Source organism: Verrucomicrobiia bacterium (assembly GCA_019634625.1).
Lineage (GTDB): Bacteria > Verrucomicrobiota > Verrucomicrobiia > Limisphaerales > CAIMTB01 > CAIMTB01.
In genome coordinates, this window is sequence record JAHCBA010000012.1 from 101,954 (window position 1) to 125,910 (window position 23,957).

Annotated in this window: 8 protein-coding genes; 5 read left to right on the forward strand and 3 right to left on the reverse strand. The window is 68.5% G+C overall.

The genetic code is table 11. From position 1 onward, the window contains the following. Positions 1-110: 110 nt before the first annotated feature. Together KF833_09620 and KF833_09625 are read right to left on the reverse strand one after the other, a co-directional pair. Positions 111-2,756, reverse strand: coding sequence for a hypothetical protein (locus KF833_09620; protein ID MBX3745553.1), 2,646 nt, complete (start codon positions 2,754-2,756; stop codon positions 111-113). After that, a complete protein-coding gene (locus tag KF833_09625) occupies positions 2,749-3,099 on the reverse strand; it encodes a PadR family transcriptional regulator (protein MBX3745554.1) in 351 nt (116 codons plus the stop codon). Before KF833_09625 ends, KF833_09620 begins: the two co-directional genes overlap by 8 nt. Before the next feature lie 130 nt (positions 3,100-3,229). On the opposite strand from KF833_09625, the gene KF833_09630 reads away from it, so the two are divergent. Continuing rightward, on the forward strand, positions 3,230-3,976 hold the full coding sequence (locus tag KF833_09630) for a sigma-70 family RNA polymerase sigma factor (protein ID MBX3745555.1): 747 nt from the start codon (positions 3,230-3,232) through the stop codon (positions 3,974-3,976). A gap of 66 nt (positions 3,977-4,042) precedes the next feature. After that, entirely contained in the window at positions 4,043-7,543 is a 3,501-nt protein-coding gene (locus KF833_09635; protein MBX3745556.1) for a protein kinase, read from the forward strand. Between the two features lie 116 nt (positions 7,544-7,659). Here the strand turns inward: KF833_09635 and KF833_09640 are convergent, their stop codons facing one another. Beyond that, a complete protein-coding gene (locus KF833_09640) occupies positions 7,660-9,081 on the reverse strand; it encodes an ATP-binding protein (protein ID MBX3745557.1) in 1,422 nt (473 codons plus the stop codon). A gap of 237 nt (positions 9,082-9,318) precedes the next feature. On the opposite strand from KF833_09640, the gene KF833_09645 reads away from it, so the two are divergent. The 3 genes from KF833_09645 (at position 9,319) to KF833_09655 (ending at position 23,930) form a co-directional block, all read left to right on the forward strand. After that, positions 9,319-10,299 (forward strand): peptidyl-prolyl cis-trans isomerase, encoded by a 981-nt coding sequence (locus KF833_09645; protein ID MBX3745558.1) that lies wholly within the window; start codon positions 9,319-9,321, stop codon positions 10,297-10,299. Positions 10,300-10,327: 28 nt separating this feature from the next. After that, entirely contained in the window at positions 10,328-12,043 is a 1,716-nt protein-coding gene (locus KF833_09650) for a hypothetical protein (GenBank protein MBX3745559.1), read from the forward strand. A gap of 67 nt (positions 12,044-12,110) precedes the next feature. After that, a complete protein-coding gene (locus KF833_09655; GenBank protein ID MBX3745560.1) occupies positions 12,111-23,930 on the forward strand; it encodes a hypothetical protein in 11,820 nt (3,939 codons plus the stop codon). Positions 23,931-23,957 lie beyond the last annotated feature (27 nt).

Genomic DNA, 23,957 nt, shown 5'->3' on the forward strand with positions numbered 1-23,957 from the left:
TGTCTCACCCTCCGAGCGTCGCCTCGGAGGGCCGAGTTCCACGAGGCCGCAAGGGTGTGGAGCGTTGGATTGAGGACTCGCGGAGCTCGTCCCACCGATTCGCTGCCTCCTCACCCACCACTCCGGGATGCACCGCGGGACCGCCACAACAGCAGAACCAGCCCCGCCAGCAGCAGGGTTCCCACCCCGGGCTCCGGAATCGACGGCACCGTGAGCGGATCGGCCGGGGTCAGCTGATGATCGGCGAATTGCTGCGCCGTCTCCAAAACCACCGCCCCGGTCACCGGAGTGACCAACTGATACCGGGCCGCCAGGCGCACGGCCTCCGAGTGCTTTCGAGCCCGGCGCCGTCGTTCCACCTCACCGTGGGCCCACAACCGCGCCAGATGCCCGGTGGTCTCGACCGCGTGCAGCCCCTCCGGCGGCGTTGTCAGCGTGTCGAGAGTGCGCTCCCACTCCGAACCGAGCGTCCCGCCCCGGGTCATCAACCCCCGAAGGTCTTCCTCCAACGATCCGCGGCGTGGATGCGCACGCACCCCGGGAAGCCCGTCCAGATCCTGAAGGAGTTGGTTCGGACCCGGACGCACCGGCAGGGCGACGAGCGTGACGCCGGACCCATGGCGTTCCCACCGCTGACGCAAGGCCTCCGGGGAGGAGATCGCCACGGGCTGCGGCCCATGCACCCAGACCATCATCGAGTCCGGGCCCGCCCCAATCGCATCCCTCGCAGCGAGGAGCGCCGGGACGTTGTCGGCCCCTCCGCGCAGTCGCATCCCCTCCAGGCGTGCCGACCAGCCCGTTGCCACGCCTCCAGTCCCGCCCGGCGGCAGGAGCCATACCGGCTCGTCCGTGGCCAGCAGCACCCCCGCCCACGGAAGCTCCGCCACCGCCTCCTCCAGCGCCGCGGCCGATTCGGCGAGGAACCCGGTCATCCCCACAGAACCGTCGAGGACGAAGACCACCCGGTTCGGGACGACAACGGGCACGGGGGCCAGGGTCTGCCGTACCACGGGCGCCCCCTCGGCCCGCCGGTCCCGGGTCCATGCCACGGTGACTTCCGGCCTCCGGTGCACCCGCACCCGCGCGTCCCCGGAAACCAGGGTCTGCTCGTCCAGCAGGCCCTGCAGGGAATGCGCCTTCGGTCCCGCACCCAGCAACGGCGAATCGGCCTCAACAGGTCCGGTGGACTCCACCCAGACGGTGTGCCGCAGCGCCCCGCCAATGTTGAAATTCCGTTCCAGAAACACCGGCCACCGCCATTCCGCCCGGGCCCCGGCATCGAGCGGCAACGGCGCCGTCCAGCCGATCCGCGTCTTGATCGTCCCGCCCCGCCGGGGCACGGGAAAGCACTGGACCAGGATGCGGTCGGGACCGCAGGTGTTGACCAGCACGGGATCGCGACGCTGCCGGATGGCGACGCTGCGGTAAGCCTCGCGAACGCGGCCCCGCTCGGCGAAGGCCGCTTCGCGTTCCTCGCCCTCGACCCAAAGGGTGAGCCGCGAAACGACCGCACCGGGTGGCAGCAGCACCTGGGCGCGGGCCTCCTGATCGAGGTCCCCGTCATTGCGGAACTCAAGGATCCATTCGCCGTAGCCGATGGCCGCGTCCGCATCGAGCGTGACGTCCAGCCGCGACGTCGTCAGGGACAACCCCTTGAGCCTCCCCCCCACCCGGTCGCCACCCTGATCCGCATCCCAGGTCCACTGGTTCAACTCGGCGAAGGCGCCGCGGCCCGTGCGCACTGCCGGGGCGGGGACGGTGTTGAACGGCCGGCCGGTCACCCGGTAGTAGAGGACACGCGCCTGTTCGGGCGACGGCGGCGGACTTGGAAACATCCACTCGGTCGGATCGAGACCGGCCGCACCCCGGCCCCGCCCGTAGCAGGCGCGGAGCAGGGCATCCTCCTGCCCCACCGCCCGCAGCCATCGCAGCCCGCGCCGCTCCGTGGCGGGGTCCTCCGACAAGGCCCATCCCATGCCGGCGCGGGTGAGCCAGCCCGGGGCATTCAGGGCAACCAACGCGAAGAACCCCAACAGGGCTCCGCGCTGGATCGCCGGAAGCAGTCCCTCCGCCGCGGGCCGCAACGCACGGAGCCGGCGCCGAAGGAAGATCGCGCTCAGGAACGCCAGGACCGGCGCGCAGGGCAGCAGGCCGATGCCCAGGTAGATCACGCCGATGAGACCGAACGGTGTCATGGGCAGAAACAGCACCGTGTAGAATCCGGCCACCCCGAGAGCCAGGCCGTTCCCCCAGCCCAGTCGCCGCGGCGAGGCAACCCGTCCCTCCCGAATGGCCCGCCAGACCTGGAAGTTGCCCAGAACCACCAGCGCCACCAGCAGCCCGTGCAACGGCGTCGGCAGCGGATCGAAGAATGCAGCGGCACACATCCCGAGACTCCACTCCAGGAACAGGGTGACCGCCGGCAGAACCACCCCGAAACCAAGCAGAAACACCATGCCCCAGTCGCGTCGCCCCGACGCCCGGACCGTGGCCAAGGCCGGGTCGGACTTCTCAGGGGGAGAACCCGTGGGAACGCCCGGCGCCGCGTTGTCGGGCAGCCCAATCCGCGCGGTAATGCGCCGCACGTCGTCTCCGGTGACCACTTTCAATCCAGCACCCGCCACGTCCTCCTCCACATGGCGCCGCAGATCGTCGAGCACTTCGTCCGCCTCCGCCTCCGGGAGATTCAGACTCCGCCGCGCCTCGTCGAGATAGCGCTGCAATTCGCCACGGCCCGCGTGGGTCCATTCACTCATGCTGACCTCCTTGCTCCCGAAGAATCCGGGCTCCGGCCTGCAACGTGTCGAGATACTCCTCCATCAGGGTCATGACCTTCCTTCCGGCGGGGGTGAGGGCGTAATACTTCCGGGCGGGACCTTCGGGAGACTCCTCCAGCCGGGTGCGGACCAGTCCCTGGGTGCGCAGTCGCGAAAGAATCGGGTAGAGGGTGCCCTCGCTGACTTCCAGACCGGGCACCCGCACCAGGTGCCGGACCAGTTCGTAGCCGTAACACTCCTTGCGGGCGAGCGCATGGAGAAGGCAGAGCTCGAGCATCCCCTTGCGAACCTGAACCGTCCAGTTGTCGAAAAAATCCGTCATGCAACCTCGTGGCACCAGCTACCTTGCGAAACAAAATAGTGTGGACGGCTGTCTGTCAAGCGTTGCCTCTTCGAAGACTTCGCTGTTGCCGGTCCCAGGTCGGTTGCTTAGCGTGCGAAGCCCTTAATTCGTGGAGGACACCCGTCAACCGAAGACGAACGCCCAGGCTGGCCGCTTCTGTACCACGCATTGGAGCGTTGTTCTCAAGGCGGGCGATCCCCAGGCCCCGGACGCCCTGGCCTGCCTGACTCACCTCTGTCAGACCTATTGGTATCCCCTGTATGGCTGTGTCCGGCGCCACGGCTACTCCCCGGCCGACGCCCAGGACCTGACCCAGGCGTTCTTCGCCAAGTTGCTCGACAAGGACCGGATCGCCCTCGCGGATCCCTCCCGCGGTCGGTTCCGAACCTTCCTGCTCCGGTCCCTCGAGAACTTCCTCCGCACCCAGCACCGCGATCGCAACGCCCGGAAGCGGGGCGGCGGACAACAGTTCGTCTCCCTGGACGCCGGGACCGCGGAGGAACGCTACGCCGAGGACCCGGCCGGCACGGCAACACCCGCCGAAGTCTTTGAACGCGACTGGGCCGCCACCCTGATCGAACAGGTCCTGGACCAGCTCCGACGGGAATTCGCCACCAGTGGACGCCTCGAACTCTTCGATGCGCTCGAACCTCACCTCTGGGGCGACGAACTTTCCACCCCCCACGCCCAGATCGCCGCGCCCCTCGGCATGACCGTCGTCGCCGTCCGCGTCACCCTTCACCGCCTGCGCCAGCGGCTTCACGATCTCCTGCGCCAGACCGTCGCGGCCACCCTCGAGAATCCCGCCGAAATCGACGACGAGCTTCGGCACCTGCGGCAGGTCCTCGCCCGGTAACCCTCCGGACGGCGCGTCGGGCGCGTAACATTTCGCCGCTTTCCGGATAGGCCCCTGAGACGCCCGATGACGGCCCACCCTGCTCCTGCCTCCGAGCGCCGCTGCCTGCGCTGTGGCGCTCCGCTGCGGCGCCATTCCCGCAGCAGCGTCTGCGGGCATTGCCTGCTCGAATCCGCGACCTCCCTCGCTCCTCCGGCGAACCATCCCTCCATTCCGGACCCCGCCGAGGGAGCCGCCCCCACCATCCCCTTCGGCGACTACGATCTGGAACGGGAAATCGCCCACGGCGGCATGGGCGTGGTCTATCGGGCCCGCCAGCGAAGCCTCGGACGCACCGTGGCCGTCAAGCTCCTGCTCCTCGGACGACACGCCAGCCAGGAGAGCATCCAGCGCTTCCATCGCGAGGCCCAGGCCGTCGCCAGCCTTCGCCATCCCCACATCGTCGCCATCCACGAAATCGGCGAATGCGACGGCCAGCCGTTCTTCTCGATGGAGTACGTCGAGGGCCTCAACCTCGCCGAACTGATCCGTGCCGGCCCCCTCGCCCCCCGCGAAGCCGCCACCCACGCCCGCACCATCGCCGAGGCCGTCCATCACGCCCACAACCAGGGCATCCTCCACCGCGACCTCAAACCCTCCAACATCCTCGTCGATGCCTTCGGCGGACTCCGTATCACCGACTTCGGCCTCGCCCGTCCACTCGACGGCAGCAGCGACCTCACCGAAACCGGTCGCGTCCTTGGCACCCCTCACTATCTCGCCCCCGAAGCCGCCACCGGACGCATCGAGGAGGTCGGACCCCCCAGCGACCTCTACGCCATCGGCGCCATCCTCTACGAACTCCTCACCGGCAGACCCCCCTTCCTCGCCCAGTCCATTCCCGAAACCCTCCTGCGCATCCGCGAAACCGACCCGGTCAGCCTGCGCCGCCTGAACCCGGCCCTTCCCGAGGACCTCGAAACGATCTGCCTCAAGTGCCTCGAAAAATCGCCCGCCGCCCGTTACGCGACCGCCCAGGCCCTCGCCGATGACCTCGACCGCTGGCTGCGCCACGAACCCATCCGTGCCCGACCCGTCTCCCATGTCGAACGGCTCTTCAAATGGACCCGTCGCAACCCGCGCACCGCCGGCCTCCTGCTCCTTTCCTGCACCGCCGCTGCGGCCCTGATAGCCACCCTCGTCGTCTCCCACCTCCAGGTCCGTGCCGCCAACGCCCGCACCACCGCCGAAGCCGAACTGAACCGCCGCAGCCTGGTCCGCCTCCATGTCCAGTCCGGCAACCAGCGGGTGGGCGACGGCGATCCGCTGGCCGCCCTCGCATGGTTCGTCGAGGCGCTCGCCCTCGAAGGCGGCCAACCCGCCCGCGAAGACATCCATCGCCGTCGCATCGGCGCGATTCTCCGCCATGCGCCCCAACTGGAACGACTCTGGTTCCATGATGCCTTCGTCCAGGAAGCACTGCTCAGCCACGATCATTCCGTGGTCGCCGCCACGTCGATCGAGGACACCGCGAAGTTCTGGGACGTCGGCTCCGGCCGGCCACGCCCGGGTCCCGTCACGGCCAGTTCCGTGCGGTTCTGCCCGGACCATCGCCAGTTCATGACCTCGGCCCCAGGCCAGGTCATCCAATTCTGGAACCTGTCCGACGGCGAACCCGCCCCGCAGATGCCGACGTTCACAGCGGTGAACTTCGCTCATTACGAACCCACGGGTCGCTGGGTGGCCGCGGTCGATCCCCGGGGAGTCCATCGCTTCGATGTCCGTACCGGTCAACCCGTCGGTGCCCTCCTCGCGCCGGGCCATGAAGTGAATGCGCTCCGGTCCTCGCACAACGGTCGCTGGCTCATCGGGGTCGCCCAGCACGGCGTCATCACGGTCTGGGATGCCGGGGAGGATCCCCCGGCTTCGCGGACCTTCAAAGTCGCCGGCCCGGTCCACCAGTGGATTGTCGATTCCCCGGGATGCCGGCTCGCCAGCGTCATCGGAGGCGCGGCCCTGGAACATATCGTCCGCCAATGGGACCTCGCCACCGGCTTGCCTGCCGGTCCCGACCTCACCCACGACTCCGGCGTCACAACGCTTCATTACAGTCCGGACGGAACCCGGCTCGTCACCGGCACCTGGGGCGGCTCGGCCCAACTCTGGGAGGCCGCCACCGGCAACCGGATCGGTCCGCCCATGACCCATCAGGGTGGCGTACGCTCCGCCCGGTTCAGCCCCGACGGTCAATTCCTCGCCACCGCAAGTTGGGATACCACCGTCCGGTTTTGGGACCCTCACACCGGCCATCCCCAGTCCCCATGGCTCCGCCACGGCGGCTTCGTGTCGTCTCTCGCCTTCAGCTCCGACAGCGCGCGTCTCCTCACCGGCAGCCAGGACACCGCCGTCCGCCTTTGGCGCCTCGCCACCAACAACCCCGCGCGCCTCCACCTCGATCACGGCAGCCAGGTGGAAATGCTGCGCTTCGACCCCACCGGCCAGTTCCTGGTCTCGTCCGGTCGCGAAGGCACCGTGCATCTGTGGGACCGCCTTTCCGGCACGCTCCAGCGGACCCTTCACCACCCCGCCGCGGTTCCCGATGCCCGCTTCAGCCCCGACGGCCGCCATCTCCTGACCGCCTGCGAGGATGGCACCGCCCGGTTGTGGAACCCGCGGACAGGCGAACCCGTCCATCCCGGCGTCTCCCACGGCGCACCCCTGCACAGGATCGCCTTCAGCGGGGACGGAAGCCGATTCCTGACCACGGGCAGAACGAGCCGCGAATTGAGGATCTGGGATGCCGCCACCGGCCTGCCCGCGTCCCCTCCGTTGGTTCACCCGCTCCCCATCGCCGTCGCCGCCTTCAGTCCCGACGGCGCCCGGGCACTCACGGCCGATCGGGAAGGCGGGTTGCAGATCTGGAACGTCTCCACCGGCCAGCCCGCAGGTCCGCTCCTCGCCGTCGGCGGCCCGGTCGCGTCCGCCACCTTCAGCCCGGACGGCGGGCGCGTCCTCACCGGTTGGGCCGACGACACCCAGCTTCCCTCCGGAGCCCAGCTCTGGGACGTCCGGACCGGAGAACGGATCGGCGGCCCCATGATGCACTTCGATGGCCTCTTCCATGTCGAGTTCAGTCCCGACGGCCGCTACATCGCCTCCTGCGGCGAAGACAACACCGCGCGGATCTGGAACGCCGCCACCGGCGATCCCGTCACGCCCCCGCTGCGGCACCGGGCCTACGTCTGGCGCGCCACCTTCAGCCCCGACAGCCGTCTCCTCGCCACAGCCAGCCAGGACGGCACGGCCCGCGTCTGGGAAACGGAAACCGGCGAAGCCGTGACGCCTCCAATCCCCCATCCGGGACCCGTCCATCGAGTCGCCTGGAGTCCCGATTCCCGCGAAATCGCCACCGCCGGGAATTCCACCCAGGCACGCGTCTTCGACCTCTCGCCCCACCCCGCCTCCATCGAGACCCTCCGCCTCCTCTCCGAAGTCCTCGGCTCCCAACGCCTCCATCCCGTCGCCGGCGCCATCCCCCTCTCCACCTCGGAACTGCGCGACCGCTGGGAGGCTCTGTCGCAGAGATAGCGGGTCGGGAGTGACGACTCGCGAATTGGAAGTGCACGGATCTGTGCCTCGTGGTTCCGAAAACCTGGGATTCACCCGGCCAGGTCATGCTCCTGCCGGGGCACGGGTCCGGGGACTTATCCGCGTGCCCGGATCGCGGACTCGACCAGACGCCCCATCTGACCGCACATCATGAGCGGCAGTGAAACCATCTCGAACCTCACGTCGCCGTCGGCGAGAACGTGACGGATCGTCTGGCGCGACGGCGGGTTGAGGTCCAGCCGGCAGGCGACCGGGTTCCCTCGGAGCGCGGCGAACTGGACGAGCGACTTCAAGGAGCCCGCCTTTCCCGCCTTGACCTCGACCGGGAACACCTGGGTGCCGGCGACCTGGAGAAAGTCCACCTCGGCATTGCCGGTCCGGCCTTCTCGCAGCCAGTAATGCAACTCGGGTTTGTGGCCCGGTGCGCTGGCAAAATGGAGTTGTTGTGCCACGAACTGCTCTGCCAGGCAGCCTTCGTTGATGAAGCGCCGGTCGAGCAGATCGACTTCGCGCAGGGACGTGATTCCGGAGGCGCGGTTGAAGAAGCTGAGATCGAGGTTGTAGAGCTTGAAGACGCGTTCCTCCGCATGGGCGCGAAGGGGGACCCCGTCGCCGTGCGAATGAATGGCGGCGAACACCACGCCCGCTTTGATCAGCAGATCCAGTGCACGCCGAACCTCCCGGGCCTGCGATTCGCGGTCGATGTTGGAGTATTTCACCTTCTCGCACACGTGCCGCCCGAGGTAATCCATGACACGCTGCAACCGCACCAGGTCCGTGCCGGTGGCATACTTCGAGAAGTCGTCGCGGTAGGTCTCAATGATCGAGTCGTGAATCTCAAACACCGCGGGGAGATGGTTCTGCTCCAGGAAGACTTGAACCGCCTCGGGCATCCCGCCCACCAACAGGAACTCCCGCAGGAGCCGGAGCAAACGGTCATGGGCGGAATTCGGAAACACCTCCCCCAAGGTGTAATTCCCAAGCAACGCGAGAAGTTGGGTTTCACCCCGCGCAGACAGAAACTCCTCCCAGCTGACCGGACCCAGGTGAAAGTACTCAACCCGCCCCACCGGCATCGGAAAGCTGTGCTCGGCCAGCGTGAATTCGAGCAGCGAACCCGCCGCAACCACCGGCAGGTCGGGGAGTTCCTCAAGAAAATAGCGCAGGCATTGAAGCGCTTTGGGAACCGCCTGCACCTCGTCCAGAAACACGAGCGAATCCCTCGCGTTGACCTCGCCACGGTCCGCAAGGAACTCGATCTCGCGCAGAACACTCCTCGGATCGAGGCTGTCGATGACACGAGCCAGGGAGGGGTGACGTTCCAGGTTCACCTCGAACAAGCGGCGCTTTTTCCGCCCGGCGAACTGCCGGACCAGAGTCGATTTGCCGACCTGCCGTGCACCGCGAATCACCAATGGCTTGCGATGCGGCTTGGCGATCCACCGTTCCAACTGCAGCGCTGCGGCGCGTTCAAACACCTGCACAAAATAGACCCCTGTTATCGGTGAACAATGCATAAAATACGGGGGTGATTCCTGGGCGGTGCCTCCCGGGGTTGTGGGTGAGGAGGCAGCGAATCGGAGAGACGACCTCTGCGAGTCCTCAACCCAACGCTCCACACCGTTGCGAACGGACACCGCCCTGCGCACCGAATGAATGCCACGACAGACCCCGCGTAACGTTCCCCTCCTTTCCGCGTATGGCGGGGGGTAGGCCTCGCGTCCGGATGTGCCGGATGCCCTGCCGAATCGCCCATGCCACGGATTTCCATTCCCCGGAGGAACACCGGCATCCCCCTTGCCGCTCTCGCCATCGCTCTCCTGCTCGGCACGACGGCATGTCACCGGGAATCCCCCTCCGCGGCTGCCCACCCCCTTGCCCCCCATGAACTCGCGCGCATCGGCGAGGCCGTCGTCACCACCGCTCAGTTCCAGGCCGAACGCTTCCGCCACCCGGCGTCCATCTCCGCGGACGAACTCCTCCAACGCCTGATCCGCCGGGAACAACTCCTCGCCGAGGCCCATCGCACCGGGTTCGACCGCCAACCGGAACTGATCGAGGCCTGGAAGGCTTTCGTCACCTCGCGCTTCGAGGATTCCCTGCGCCCGGAACTCGCCCCCGACGACACCCTCCCGGAATCCGAACTGGCCGCCCACCATGCACTCGAAGCCGGGCGCTACCGCACGCCCGAAGCGGTTCATGCCGCACTGGTCCAGTTCCACCTCCCGGGTGCCGCCCCCGAATCGCGACGTCGCGAGATCCTTGAACGCGCCGACGCCCTGCGCACCGCCGCAGGAGGCGACCACGCCACCCCCGAAGCCTTCGCCCGACTGGCCCGCGAACATTCCCAGCACGCCGGCACCCGGCGCAGTGGAGGCGACCTCGGCTGGGTGACCCGCAATCAGGCCGCCCAGTTCCTGCCGCAGTCCGTGGTGGACCAGATCTTCGCCCCCGGCCAACCCGGCACCGTGAGCCCGATTCTCCCCACTTCGGAGGGGGTGTTCCTGGTGCAGATCCTGGAACGCCGGCCCGCCCGGACCCTTCCGCTGGAGGACGTCCGTGAACGCGTCCGCCGGGATCTTCTCGCCGCCCGCGCCGCCGCCGCCGAGACCGCGTTGCTCGCCCGCCTCAATGCCCTTCACCCGGCCGCGATCAACGCCCCGGCCCTCGCCGATCTCGCGCCCGCGGTTCCCTCGGCCCTTGCGGCGCGCCCACCCCGCCTTCCCAGCCCGTGACCCATCTTCCCGCAATCCCGTTCGCCCCATGAATCCTCCCCACGCTCCCCACCTCATGCTCAAGGCCGCCCTGACAGCCCTGCTCGCCGCACTGGTGGCGCCGTCGGCTCGAGCCCAATCCCTCACCCAGGAATTCCTCCTGCAACCCGGGTGGAATGCCCTCTGGATCGAAGTCGATCCGCCCGATCGCTCTCCCGACGCCGTCTTCGCCACTCTCCCCATCGCCAGCGTCTGGACCTGGTCCGAACGCGTGTCAGCCACCGACTTCATCCAGAACCCCGAGACCGCCGGTTGGAACCGCGCCCAGTGGCTGGCCTGGTTCCCTCCCGACAGCCCCGAGGCCCCCCTGGCCAACCTCTACGCCGTCCTCCCCCAACGGGCCTACCTCGTCCGGCTCGCCGGCACGGAACCCGTCCACGCCTCGGTGACCGGTCGCCCGATTCACCGGACCCCCGACTGGAGCGCCGACCGCTTCAATCTCCGGGGCTTTCCCGTGGACGACTCGGTGGCGCCCACCTTCCGCCAGTTCTTCCGATCGTCCTCGGCCCATTTCGATTCCCGAAGCGGCCGGCTGGAACCGATCTTCCGTCTCGGTTCGGACGGCCAGTGGCAGGCCGTTTCACCGGACGACCGGATGCGGCGGGGCGAGGCCTACTGGGTGTCCACCCGCGGACCCAGCGACTTCGTGGCCCCGTTCCATCTCAGTCTCAACACCGGCGACCACGCCACCTTCAACGCCGTGTTGCGCCGGGTCGAACTCACCCTCCACAACCTGCACGCCGCCCCGAAGTCCATCCGCATCGAACCCGCAGGCCCCCACGCCTCGCCCCTCCTGCTCCTCCCGCCTACCCGCCCCGGCCAGACCAACGCACCCCGCCCGCTCGAGACGCACGACCAACCCCTCTCCGCCGGTGCCGGCCAACAAGTCCATCTCGGGCTGGACCGCTCCCAACTCACGAACTCCCCGGCCACCAATCCCACCACCGGCGTCCACGCCACCCTCCTCCGCGTCTCCGACAACGAGGGAACGCTCTATCACGTGGGCGTGACCGCCACCCTGGGGGCGGTCTCCGACTACTCCGGCCTCTGGCTGGGCACGGTGACCCTCACCGATGTGGCGCCGACCGCCGGAACCCCCGGCGAACCCGGGCCGGTGACGGCGAACTTCCCACTTCGCCTTCTGCTGCACGTGGACGCTGGCGGACAAGTGTCGCTCCTGCGGGACGTGACGCTGGTCTATTCACGCACCAACACCCCGGCCGGCTCGCCGGAGAACCTGGCCGGCCTCGCTCCCACCGAGTTGGTCACCGACCCGTCCCGGCTCTTCGCCTACGCGGCCTCGGACCTGCGAAGCGGTGCGGTGCGCGGACGGCGCATCACGGCGCCGCACTTCGAGTTCGCGCGGACGAACGGCCAGTTCACCCTGCCGCTCAGCGGTACGTTCGCCCCGGACAACACCGTCACCGGCACCCTGCAACTCCCCGGGGACCACCCCGGCAACCCCTTCCTCCACCGTTACCATCCCGACCACGGGACCAACGCCTACGCCGTCTCCCGCGACCTCCGCCTCGTGCTGGCGCCCGACCCGTCGCCCCCGCCGGGCGGCGGCGGTGGCGACACGCTGGGCGGCACGTACACGGAGACCTTGTCCGGCCTGCACAAGCTGCCGCTCCAGGTGGCCGGATCCGTGCAACTCCGACGCCTCACCACCCTCGGCGTGCTGAACGCCGGGAGCACCCCTTGAACCCGCCTGCCCTGCCATGAAGCTGAACCCTCACCCTTCCTGTTTCCCCCGGTGGATACGCCGGGCAATGCTCCTGCTTCTGCTCACCGCCGCCAGCCACGGGCTCCAAGCCTACGTCTATTCCGATGCCAACAATTTCAACGCCCCGGCCCCGAATGTTGGGATGTTTGGCAGGGCCTTCTTCACTAACCCCATCGGCGGCAGCTACGACATCGCCGCCGGCTACGTCCTGGCGGCCGACAATGTTTCCGGGCTGGTGATCTTCAACACGGCCAATCCTACCCGGCCGACCGGAGCCCACGCCGACTTCAACGTCGCCTTCGATGTGGACATCAGGTCGATCGATGGCGGCGATACCGGTCAGGTGGCCTTCGCGCTCAATTACGGCCGCCTCGCGGATGCCCCGACCTACGGCGACATCAACACGGGCGGCGGTCTGGTCATCTCATGCATCGGCACCGACAGCGGCAATGGCAACCCCAACAGCTATCTCAGCCGGGTGACTTACCGCGGCAATTTGGTCGGGGAGTCGCAGATCGGAACCGGGGTGTCGATCACGCGGTTCGAGGCCTCCTTCGTCCGAGCGCCGGTTTCCCGGCTCACCGTCACTTATCGCGGAGTGGACCATTCCACCGGCGGTGACCTGGACCGTTCCTTTACCTACGACATGCCCAACTGGGATCCGGCCCAGGACTGGCGGTTCGGCCTCAGCGGATCCACCACCGTCTATCCGCAATACACGTACGGCATCGTGGCCAGCCGCGTCGAGCTGTCCGGCACGACGGCCCCTTGGTATGGGGCCCCGCTGAACTCCCTCACGCCCTACGCCCGGCAGTCCTGGCAGGATTTCCCTGACAACTTCCTGTTCGAGATCGGCTCGAACGAGGGCGTCAACCCGGCCAGCATCACGGTCACGGCAACGTCCTCCGACGAGTCGGTGATCCCGGCGGCCAACCTCGCCATCACGGCCCCAAGTCCCGCTGTCCGCCAGATCAACCTCAACCCCCTGCGCGGCGCGCATGGCACCGCCACGATCACCCTGCGCTCCGATCCCGGCGGCGGGCTCCCGGCCAGCACGGTCAGCTACCAGCACACCGTCACCCCCAACATCCCGCCCTCGATCTCAGCCTTGCGACCCGACAACACCCCCGTCACCCAGCCCTATGGCTTCCCGCGCAGCCTGCCCTTCACCGCACTCAGCCTGCGCTGGCCGACCAACCAACTGCGGCTGGAGGCCAGCGTGGAAAACAACCTGGTGGATCCCCGGAATCTCTGGTTCGAGCCCCGCGACGACACCGGCATCAACTGGAACCTCGTGTTCACCCCGTCCCGGGACGACTCGGCAAACCCCGCCTCCGGCAAGGTCACCGTCAAGGTCACCGACGGCTCGGGCGACTCGGCCAGCAGCAGCTTCACGCTCTATACCTACAACCAGCCGCTGCCGCCCGCCGTCCTCGGCGGCGGCACCGCCCTGGCGCTCAACGACGAGGGCCCCGTCGCGGTCCAGGCCCGCCAATACGCCGTGGACGCCAACGCCACCGATACCGGCGCCGGTTCCACAGCCACCCTCGAGGCCTGGGTCTTCGCCACCGCCCTGCCGGCACCTGACCTCAACGTCGTCGCCGCCATGGGAACACCCTTGAAAACCCGCGGCGTCATCCTCGCCGTCCAGCAGGACGGCAGCCCCGCCCTGGCCAATTGGCTCAATGACTTCGTCCCCACCAACGCCACGGTGAAGATCACCACCAACCGCTGGCATCACGTTGCCAGCGTGGTCAACGGCCGGGCCGTGTCGCTGTACGTGGACGGCCAGATCTCGGCCCGGGGCACCCTGAACGACGCGGCCGACCTGCTGCCCAAGTACGTGTACCTCGGCCACGAACCCTTCGAGGACAACCTCGACCGCCCCTGGTTCGGCTATCTCGACAACGTCCGGCTCTGGAATACCGCCCGTTCCGCCGCCGACATCGCCGCCAACTTCAACCGCCTCGTGCCGCCCGATGCGCCGGGCCTCGTGCGCGACTTCCGCTGCGAGGACGGCTTCGTCCACTTCGACGGTGCCAACCCCGCCCTCGCCCCGGCCGGCGTGCCGGTGGGCGGCCGGTTGCAGGACTTCAGCGCCCGGCAGCGCCACGCCACGCTGGTGGGCTTCCCCGCCTTCGTGCCCGGCGTCTCCCCCGGAGCCACCGTCCATGTGCCCGAGGATCAGCCCGCCTCCTTCGGCCTCGGCGCCGTCCCCGATGGCACCCGGGTCTGGGGCCCCGCCGGCCTGAAGCGTGAGATCTACTTCGGCCCGGTCAACGCGGGGCTCCAGGCCGGCCTGGGCGGCAGCCCCGGCTGGCCGGACCGGCCCGACGCGGTCCTGGCCCTTGGCACGGGTCTCGAGCTGCCGCCCGGCGGACCCGTCGCCTACGGTCAACGTCTCAGCGGCTGGCTGCTCCCGCCCGAGACCGGCAACTACACCTTCGCCATCGCCAGCGCCAACGAGGCCTGGCTGTGGCTCAGCTCCAACGACAGCCCGGATAACCTGTCCGTCCTCGCCCGCTCGCCGGCCAGCGGCGTCGGCTTCCGGCGCTTCGACTTCAACCCCGCGCAGCAGACCGCCACCGTCCATCTCAACGCCGGGCAACGCTATTACCTCGAGGTCCGCCACCAGGCCGACAACGGCGCCAACGGCAGCGCCCACCTGTCGGTCCAATGGACCCTCCCCAGCGGTCTCGTCGAGACCCCCATCCCCGCCTACCGCTTCCAACCCCTCGGCACCCCCAGACTTCCTGCCGACGCGCTGACCTTCACCGTGGAGGTGCCCCCCGCCGCCGGCTCGCTCACCCTCAGCAACGGCGTCGCCACCTACTCGCCCGTACCCAACTTCTTCGGGACCGACTCCTTCGTGTACCGCGCCGCCTACCTCGGGCGCACCTCCGCCCCCGTGGTGGTGAACCTGAACGTGTTGAACCGCGACGACGACCCGGTGGCCGGTTCGGGCAACGCCCTGCAACTGGGCGACGGCCCTTTCACCGTGGCCTCCGCCACCGAACTCAACCTGCGGGGCGGCTCCTTCACCCTCGAACTCTGGGCCCGCCGCGCCAGTGCCAATCCGCCCCCGGCCAACACCACGCAAACCCTCTGGCACCTCGCACCCGACGACCCCGGCAGCGCCAGCTCCCAAGCCTTCCTCGCCTGGCAACCCAACGGCACCGTCGGCGTCTTCCTCGCCCGCCAGGAACCCGATCCACTCCTCCTCAGCGGCACTCCCTACCTCGACACCGACTGGCACCATTGGGCGGTCGTCTTCGACGCAGCGACCGGCCGCCGCGAGCTGTTCCGCGACGGGATCAGCCTCGGCACCGATACCACCACCCAACCGCCGCCCACCTTCGCCCGCCTTCACCTCGGCGCCATGCACAGCCAGTCGAATCGCTTCCAGGGTGACCTCGATGAAGTCCGGCTTTGGACCCGGGCCCGCACCGCCGGGGAACTGCAGGCCACCATGCGCACCCCGCTCACCGGCACCGAAACGGATCTGCTCGCCTACTACCGCCTCGATGAAGGCAACGGCCTCACCGCCCGCGACTCGAGCCCTCCCAAACCCGGCGGCCTCACCTTCGACCTCAGCCTCGTCAACCCGGTCTCCTGGACCACCGGCCTCACCAACCTCGCCACCACGACCGTGCCGCGGAACAGTCCCGGACAGCGCCTCTTCCTGCCCGCCTTCGATCCGGATGGCCAAACGCTCGCCTGGCAGATCCTGTCGCCCACGCCCGCCAACGGCCGCCTCATCCCCGACCCCCTCATCCCAGGGGCCTTCACGTACATCCCCAACCCCAACTTCCACGGCCCCGACCCGGTCCGCTACCAGGTCACCGCCGGAAGCCGGACGTCGCCCGTCGCCACGCTGCTGGTGGACGTCCAGTTCCTGCCCATTCCGCCCACCATCGCCCCGCTCCGCGACGTGGAACTCGAGGAGGAAGACCCGCCGCGCGTCCTCCCCATCGTCCTGTCCGATGTGGACGATCCCACCGGCACCAGCCTCTCGCTGACGGTGCGCTCGTCGAACCCCTCCCTGCTGCCCACCAACAACATCGCCTTCGGCGGCTCCGGCAACGCGCGCTCCGTCACGCTGAACCCGGTGCCCGGCGAGGTCGGCACGGCCACGGTCGAGATCGAGGTCAGCAACGGCGCCCTCTCCGCCTCCGCGTCCTTCCAGGTCCGGGTCAACCCGCGTCTGGCCTTCGTGGTGGTCAATACCGGCGAGCCCACCAGCTTCCCGTCCGGCGTCGCCACCGCCCTCAACCAGGCCGGCCAGCTCGCCGGCTGGGTTGCCGGCTCCGCCGCCCAGACCAACAGCCAGCCCTTCCTCTACGCCGGCTACGGCACCGCCGTCCCGACCCACCTCACCGCCAACCTCGGCGGCAACACCGGCGGCGCCCTCGGCATCAACAACGCCGGCCTTCTGGTCGGTGCCGCCGCCGATTCCCTTGGCGCCACCCGCGCCTTCCTCGTGGACCCCCGACGCGACACGTTGCCCACGGACCTCGGCCTCCTGCCCGGTGGCAATCTCAGCGTCGCCACCGCCGTCAACGATTCCGGCCTCGTCGTCGGTTATGGCCAGCTCGGCGACGGCACCTTCCGCGCCTTCACCGCCGGTACCGGCCCCCTCACCGCCCTCGCCCTCACCAACGGTTACGCCGAAATGTGGGCCACCGCTGTGAACGCCGCCGGCGAGATCGCCGGGTATGCGCGGCTCGCCCAGGGCGGCGCCACCAACGCCTTCCTCCATGCCGCCGGCCAAACCCGCGACCTCGGCCGCCCCAACGGCGCCAACCACGTCTTCGTCACCGCCGTCAACGCCGGCGGCACCGTCTTCGGTCACGCCATCTACCCCACCGGCGCCACCTCCCGCGTGGTCCGCTGGGACGCCGGTCAATGGGTCGAACTGGGTGACATGCTCGGCGGCGGCCGGGCCGAGGTGACCGGCGCCAACCGCTACGGCCAGATCGTCGGTCGTGCCCTCGATCCCCACGGCGTCTGGCGCGCCTTCCTCTACAGCGACGGCCGGGCTTCCGACCTCAATGCCCTGCTGACCATGGGCCCGGGCTGGATCCTCAACGGCGCCGCTGCCATCAACGACCTCAGCCAGATCGCCGCCAACGGCAGCCAGTCCGGCGGACTGTCCCAGGCGCTCTTGCTCTTCCCCGCCACTGAAATCGGTCGCCGCGTCTTCCGACCCGAGGGCACGCTCGCCGAGTTGCCGGACATCACCCTCCTCTCCGGCGGCGGGCATGACCAGTCGGCCAACGCCTTCTTCTGGAGCGCCGGCGACCGCAAACTCTTCGCCATCCGCCCCGTGGTCGCCGAAATCCGCTGGCGCACCGGCACCTACGAAGTCGTCACCAACCTCACCGAGTTCGGCGACACCTTCATCCGGCAGAGGTTCACCAACGAAATCAAACTGCCCACCCTGTCCTTCAACGTTTGGCCCGCCGATCCCGATGTTCATGTCGTGGGCACCCCGGTGCAGGTGGAACCGGACCAGCCGGACTTCCAGTACGGCTTCGTGGATCTCTCCTATACGGAAGCCGACGGCGCGGCCGTGAACGCCGCCAGCAAGGAGTTCACCAGCCCTTCCACCGGCTACAGCGTGCTCCACTACCTCCGCACCGGAGGCCGCGCCCCCAATCCCCAGCTCCAGCCCCACCAGTTCCGCGTGGTGCGCTCCGCCCTCTGGAACGATCCCGGACTCCTCGTCACCCATGTCGCCTGGTCCATCGGTTCCCCCGTCACCAACGCCCTTCACAACGATTACCCCGGTCTCAACGGCTTCATCCTCTTCACCAACGCCCCCTACGACGGCTTCGGTTCCCAGGCCGCCTACGACCGAGCCACGCGCACCGGCCCCATCCTGCCCGTCAACACCCACACCGAAGGTGGCAACCTCGTCGTCGTCTGGTACCGACAAAACCCACTCGGCGTCGCCTGGTCCAGCCTGCCGTACCAGTACGCGCTGAACTGGCCCACCAACGCAGACCGCATCGTCATCGCCAGCCAGCTCGGCTCCGGCCCCCTCTCGCCCGCCCTCTATCCCCAGGCGCACGTGTACCACCAGCCCGATCCCTCCCGGCCGGGCTTCAACCCGAACGAGGAGCACGCCCTCCTCGCCGGTGGTGTGCTCTACGCCCTCCGCAACGACCTCAATGCCCGCGTGAACCCCAAGGCGTCCGATCCGTTCGTCCTCCTCAAGCACCTCGACCCCGCCCGCGGCGAATGGCGCATGAAACCCTACGCCGTGGTGGACGAACAGGCGCCGTGGTTCTTCCGCTTCGACGGCCTCGCCGGTACCGAAATCCAGCCTCCCCTGCCCCTCTCCACCCTGCCACTCATGACCCAGGCCAACCGCATGGTCTCCGGACCCGCCTGGCAGGATGTCCAGGGCAGGTTCTACGCCCGCGCTGCCGGCCTCGACGGCGGGGATGCCGACGTCGTCCTCCAATGGTTCTACCCGCTGCAGCCGGACTTCTTCTACGACCTCGACCGCAACGGCGTCCCCGACTTGCAGCCCGGGCAACCCGTGCCCTGGCTCGACCGCCGCCCCGGCGGCATCACCGGACAACCGATGAACGTCACCTACGTCATCCGCTGGCCCTCAGGCACCCCACCCCTCCTGGTCGGCCAATCCCTCACCACCGCCACCGGAGGCCTGCCGGACATCGCCGACATGGCGGCGGCACAGGTCGTCTTCGACAGCATGGACCCCAACGGCAACCGCCCCGCCAGTGCCGCCGCCCGCCTCTACGATCCGCTCAGCCCCCGCACCGTGACGTTGGAGGAATCCTTCACCTTCCCGGACTCCGTGCGCCGCAGCGTGGACCCAACCACCGGTCTCGAGGTCTTCCCCGATCTCCCCTACGTCCTGCGCGTCCGCCTGTTCCACGATCCCCGGAACCGCCTCCTCGGCTTCCGCGGCGTCGTGTACACCCCGCCCGACGGCGGAGCTGCCATCACGCTCGTCAACGTCATGAATTCGCGCGAACGCGAAACCATCGCCGCCCTTGACACCTCCGGCGGCACGGCCTTCGCCGAAGTCGTCGCGGCCCTCTACCTCAAAAGCCGCAACCCCAACGGGGTGGACCTCGATGGCGACGCCAAACCCGACGAGGCCCTGCTCATCGGCCTGACCATGCAGTCGGTCACCAACAACGGGATCGTCACCAACATCGTCGTCCGCGAAACGCTGCTCGGGCCCAAGGCCCTGACCGCCGGCCAGCCCGTGCCGCCCCTCGCCCCGCCCCCGGCATATGCCGTGCACTTCAACGGCGCGGACGCCGCCATGCAGGTCGGCCCCGTGTTCACGAATGTCACGGACAACTTCACCATCGAGTTCTGGGTCCGACCGGAGAAGGGCATCCTGCAGCCTCCGGAACGTAACGATGCCAACGACGCCCGCCTGGGCCAGAACTTTGCCGTGTTCCCGGTGAACGGAGGGATGGCCTACGGAGGCGGCGCCGGTTGCGGGGTGTCGGTCGGGACCAACGGTGTGGCCGTGGTGCTCCAGGACTACTACCTGTTTGCGGCCCCGCTGGTGTACATGACCAACCTGGTCGGGTGGCATCATGTCGCCGTGGTGTACCATCAGCAGCAGCCCCTCCTGTATCTGAATGGCGCGCTCGTCCACCTCGGGCTCCCCGGACCGGAAAGCATCCGTCCCTCAGCCGACATCTCAGTCAGCCCGTTCACGGATCCGGGCTATGGGTCCAATCCAGGCCCCTTCCTCGGCAGTCTCTCCCATCTCAGGATCTGGGACCACGCTCGGCTGCCATCGGAAATCGCCGTCAACATGTTCCTGCATCTTACCGGCAATGAAACCGGCCTCGTCGGCTTGTGGCCCTTCGAGGAAAACTCCGGCACCACCGTCGCCGACACCTCCCCCTCCGCGAATCCCGGCACGCTGCTCGGCGGCGCCACCTGGACCTCCGACGCACCCGCCCGCGCACCCGCCTCCCGCTACGTGGTCGTGGCCGAAAACAACGATCCGTCCCTCGCCGGCTTGCCCGTGGGCCTTCACGTCCTCCGTGTCGATGACGCCCTCGCCCGCGGTGCCCTCGCCCTTATCCAGCCCGACAATGTCCTCGACGAGCGGGTCACGCTCCGGCACACCGCCGACTTCGCCGGGCAACCCGAAAGCTTCGTCTTCGAATGGTTCTACCAGTTCGATGCCCAGGGCTTCGATCCCACGATCGTCCCAGCCGGGGACAGTTCCGGCTCCCTCACCAACCTCAATTCCTGGGTGCCCTATCCAGCCACCGGCGCCGGGATTAACGACATCACCCTCGGCACCGGCGGTGAATCCAGCCTGCTCTCCCTCTCCGACACCTGGTGGGTGATGCGCTATGGCGTGGCCACCGCCGCCGGCCAGACCAACTGGAGCGGCTGGGTCGGCGACCCCGCCGGCAGCGCCGCCGCGCCGCGCGCGATGCTCGTCCCCGGCTGGATCAAGCGCGTCCTCGGCGGCATCAACCTCTTCGCCCAGCGCAGCACCGACTTCCTCGATAACCCCGTCAACACCCTCGCCAGCACGATCGCCGAGGCCGGACCCCGCTACGAGGGCGATGTGGCCCTCAACCCCGATGTCCTCGACAACTTCGGCCTGATCGAAATCTACGAGACCATCCTCCGCCGCGGCCGTTCCCTCAGCATCGATGGCACGCCCCCCGTGGACTTCCCCCCCGCCGACCAGGCGCTGCTCCTCGCCGCCGGCCGCATCGCCGACCTCTACCTGCTCCACGCCAATGAGGCCTTCGCCGATGCCGCCGATCCCACTGTCGGCCTCACCACCGACTCCACGGAACTGGGCAGCGTGGCGTCCTCGATCTTCGCCTTCGAAAATCAGGTGGATTCCCTGATCGAGGAGGAACTCGCCCTGCTCCGCGGACGCGACGACACCTCCGGCGGCGTCGGCGCCGCCCCGGTGTACAACCGCCTGCTCTGGAACTTCACCGGCAGCGACGGCGAGGTCGCCTACGTGGCCACCTACGGCATCCCCGACCAGAACAGCGACGGCTTCATCAACGCCGCCGATGCCCGCATCCTCTACCCCCAGGGCCACGGTGATGCCTGGGGCCATTACCTCAGCGCCCTCACCACCTACTACGACCTCCTCAGGCACCCGAACTTCACCTGGATCCCCCGCGCCCAGTCCACCCTCGTCGCCGGCATCCCCATCCAGGTCAATTACGAGGACGAACGCCGCTTCGCCCTCGCCGCTGCCGCCAAGGCCCGCACCGGCGTCGAAATCGCCGACCGCGCCTGGCGCCTCAATGACACCGCCGACCCCGTCGCCCAGTTCCGCGGCGACGACGATCCCAACCCGCAACGCGCCTGGAGCCCCACCGACTGGGCCCGCCGCACCACCCTGGGCGCCTACTTCGACTGGGTCACCGGCAATGCCATCCTGCCCCCCACCGACCCCACCCAAACCGGCATCCAACGCGTGGACCGCACCACCGTCCTCGAACTGGTCCAGATCGTGACCGAAGCCGCTTCGGTGATGTCCGTCCTCGACCGTGCCGATGCCGGATTGAACCCCGCCGGACTGGCGCGCGGCACCGTTCCCTTCGACATCGATCCCGACATCCTTCGCACCGGCTTCACCCGCGTAACCCACTTCGAGCAGGTGTACGGGCGCGCCTTGCAGGCCCTCCAGAACGCCGAGGTCACCTTCAACCGCGCCAGCGCCCTCAGCAGCGAACTCCGCAAACAACAGAACTCCGTGTCCGACTACTCAGTGGCCGTCGCCGGGCAGGAAATGGACTTCAGAAACCAGCTCCTCGGTATCTTCGGCTACCCCCACGCCGGCAACCTCGGCGCCGGCCGGCCCTTCCCCGCCAACTACGACGGCCCGGACCTGACGTTTTGGATGTACGTGGACACCCTCGACGTGACCCCGGCCAACAACGCGCGCCGCAGCGAGTTTCTCGGCCTGCAGGACAAGTTCACGGCCCTCACCACCGACTGGAGCGCGAAGTTTTCGCAGGCGGTCACCGACCTCCTGAACCCGGCCACGAACCGCCTGATCGAAGTCGAGTTCCCCGTCTCCACCGCCGATTACGCCTTCCAGGCGCCGTCCGCCTGGGGACGCCGCCGCGCCGAGGGTCGGCTCCAGGCCAACCTTCGCTCCCTCGTGCTCGCCCAGGCCCAACTGCGCCAAACGCTCGGGGCCTACGAGCATCTGGTTACCGAACTGGAGGTGCAGGCCGACCTCATGGACCTGCGCTACGGCCTGCAACGCGACCAGGTCAACCTCCTGAACGCCAAGTTCGCCACGACCGACACGCTCAATGCGGTGATCCTCGCGGCCAAGACCACCAGGATCGTCCTCGGCGGGCTCACCCGAGACGTTCAAAAGCTGTTCGATGACATCGCCGATGGCCTTCCCGGTGTCGAAGGCTTGTCCGTGGACGCGCTGGCGGGCATCCGCCTCTCCATCCTCCTATCCGGTCAGTTCGCTAAATCCGTCCCCGCGAAAGTCGCAGAGGCGGCAGAGATTGCCGAAATCGCCCTCGACTTCGCCAAGGAACTCGCCGTCCTCGAAATCGAACGCGGGGCCCATGCCAAGGAGCAGAACTTCGAAGTCACCCAACGCCTCAAGGAACTCGAAGGCCTCGTCCGCCACGAACCCGGTCTTCGCCTCGATCTCTTCAACGCCACCCAGGCCATCCTCCAGGCCGCCCGCGATCTCGAAGCCACCCTCGCCGAGGGCCAGCGCCTGCTCGTGCAGCGCACGATCTTCCGCCAGGCCACCGCCGGCACCATCCAGGCCGACCGCTATCGCGACCTCGGCCTCCGCATCTTCCGCAACGATGCCCTCCAGAAATACGAGGCCCAGTTCAACCTCGCCTCCCGCTACGTCCACCTCGCCGCCGCCGCCTACGACTACGAACTCAACCTCGGCACCGACGCCGGCGCCGGCGCCATCCTCGGCGCCCAGATCGTCCGCGAACGCAGCCTCGGCGAACTCGCCGGCGGCGAACCCGTGGTCGGCCGCGTCGGCCTCGCCAGTGTCCTCGGCCGCCTCCGCCAGAACTTCGATGTCCTCAAGCCGCAGCTTGGGCTGAACAACGACCGGCCCGAACGCACCCGCTTCTCCCTTCGCACCGAGGCCTTCCGCATCCTCCCCGCCGGCACCAACGACACCTCCAACGCCAGCTGGCGCACCCTCCTCCAGCAGGCCGCCGTCACCAACCTCTGGGACGTCCCCGAGTTCCGCCGTTACTGCCGCCCCTTCGCCCCCGAGTCCGCCGGACCCCAGCCCGGCCTCGTGCTCCGCTTCGGCACCACCATCAACGCCAGTCGCAACTTCTTCGACCAGCCCCTCGGACCCCTCGACTCCAGCTACGACCCGTCCGAGTTCGCCACCCGCATCCGTTCCATGGCGGTCTGGCTCTCCGACTACGACACCGCCGGCCTCGCCGCCCGGCCCCGCGTCTATCTCGTCCCCGTCGGCACCGACCGCCTCCGCGCCTCCGACGCCTACGACTTCACCGTCCACGACTGGCAGGTCCTCGACCAGCGCATCCCCGTCCCCTATCCCCTCACCCCGGCCAGCCTCCTCGGCGCCGGCCCGCAACCCCTCCTGCCGTCCGCCGATGGCGACTTCACCGAACTCCGCCGCCATTCCGCCTTCCGCGCCTACCAGGACGCCGCCTTCGACCTCGAGGAATTCAACGAGACCAGCCGCCTCGTCGGCCGCTCCGTCTGGAACACCCAATGGGTCCTCATCATCCCCGGTGCCTACCTCCTCGGCGATCCCCAGGACGGCATCGACCGCCTCGTCCAGTCCGTCAGCGACATCAAACTCTACTTCCAGACCTACAGCCTCAGCGGCAACTGACCCGCAGCCCAAAGCCCGCTGTCACTG

Coding starts and splice junctions, on each gene's coding strand:
- KF833_09620 (MBX3745553.1), bottom strand. CDS start 2,756: ATGAGTGAATGGACCCACGCGGGCCGTGGCGAATTGCAGCGCTATCTC.
- KF833_09625 (MBX3745554.1), bottom strand. CDS start 3,099: ATGACGGATTTTTTCGACAACTGGACGGTTCAGGTTCGCAAGGGGATG.
- KF833_09635 (MBX3745556.1), top strand. CDS start 4,043: ATGACGGCCCACCCTGCTCCTGCCTCCGAGCGCCGCTGCCTGCGCTGT.
- KF833_09640 (MBX3745557.1), bottom strand. CDS start 9,081: ATGCATTGTTCACCGATAACAGGGGTCTATTTTGTGCAGGTGTTTGAA.
- KF833_09645 (MBX3745558.1), top strand. CDS start 9,319: ATGCCACGGATTTCCATTCCCCGGAGGAACACCGGCATCCCCCTTGCC.
- KF833_09650 (MBX3745559.1), top strand. CDS start 10,328: ATGAATCCTCCCCACGCTCCCCACCTCATGCTCAAGGCCGCCCTGACA.
- KF833_09655 (MBX3745560.1), top strand. CDS start 12,111: ATGCTCCTGCTTCTGCTCACCGCCGCCAGCCACGGGCTCCAAGCCTAC.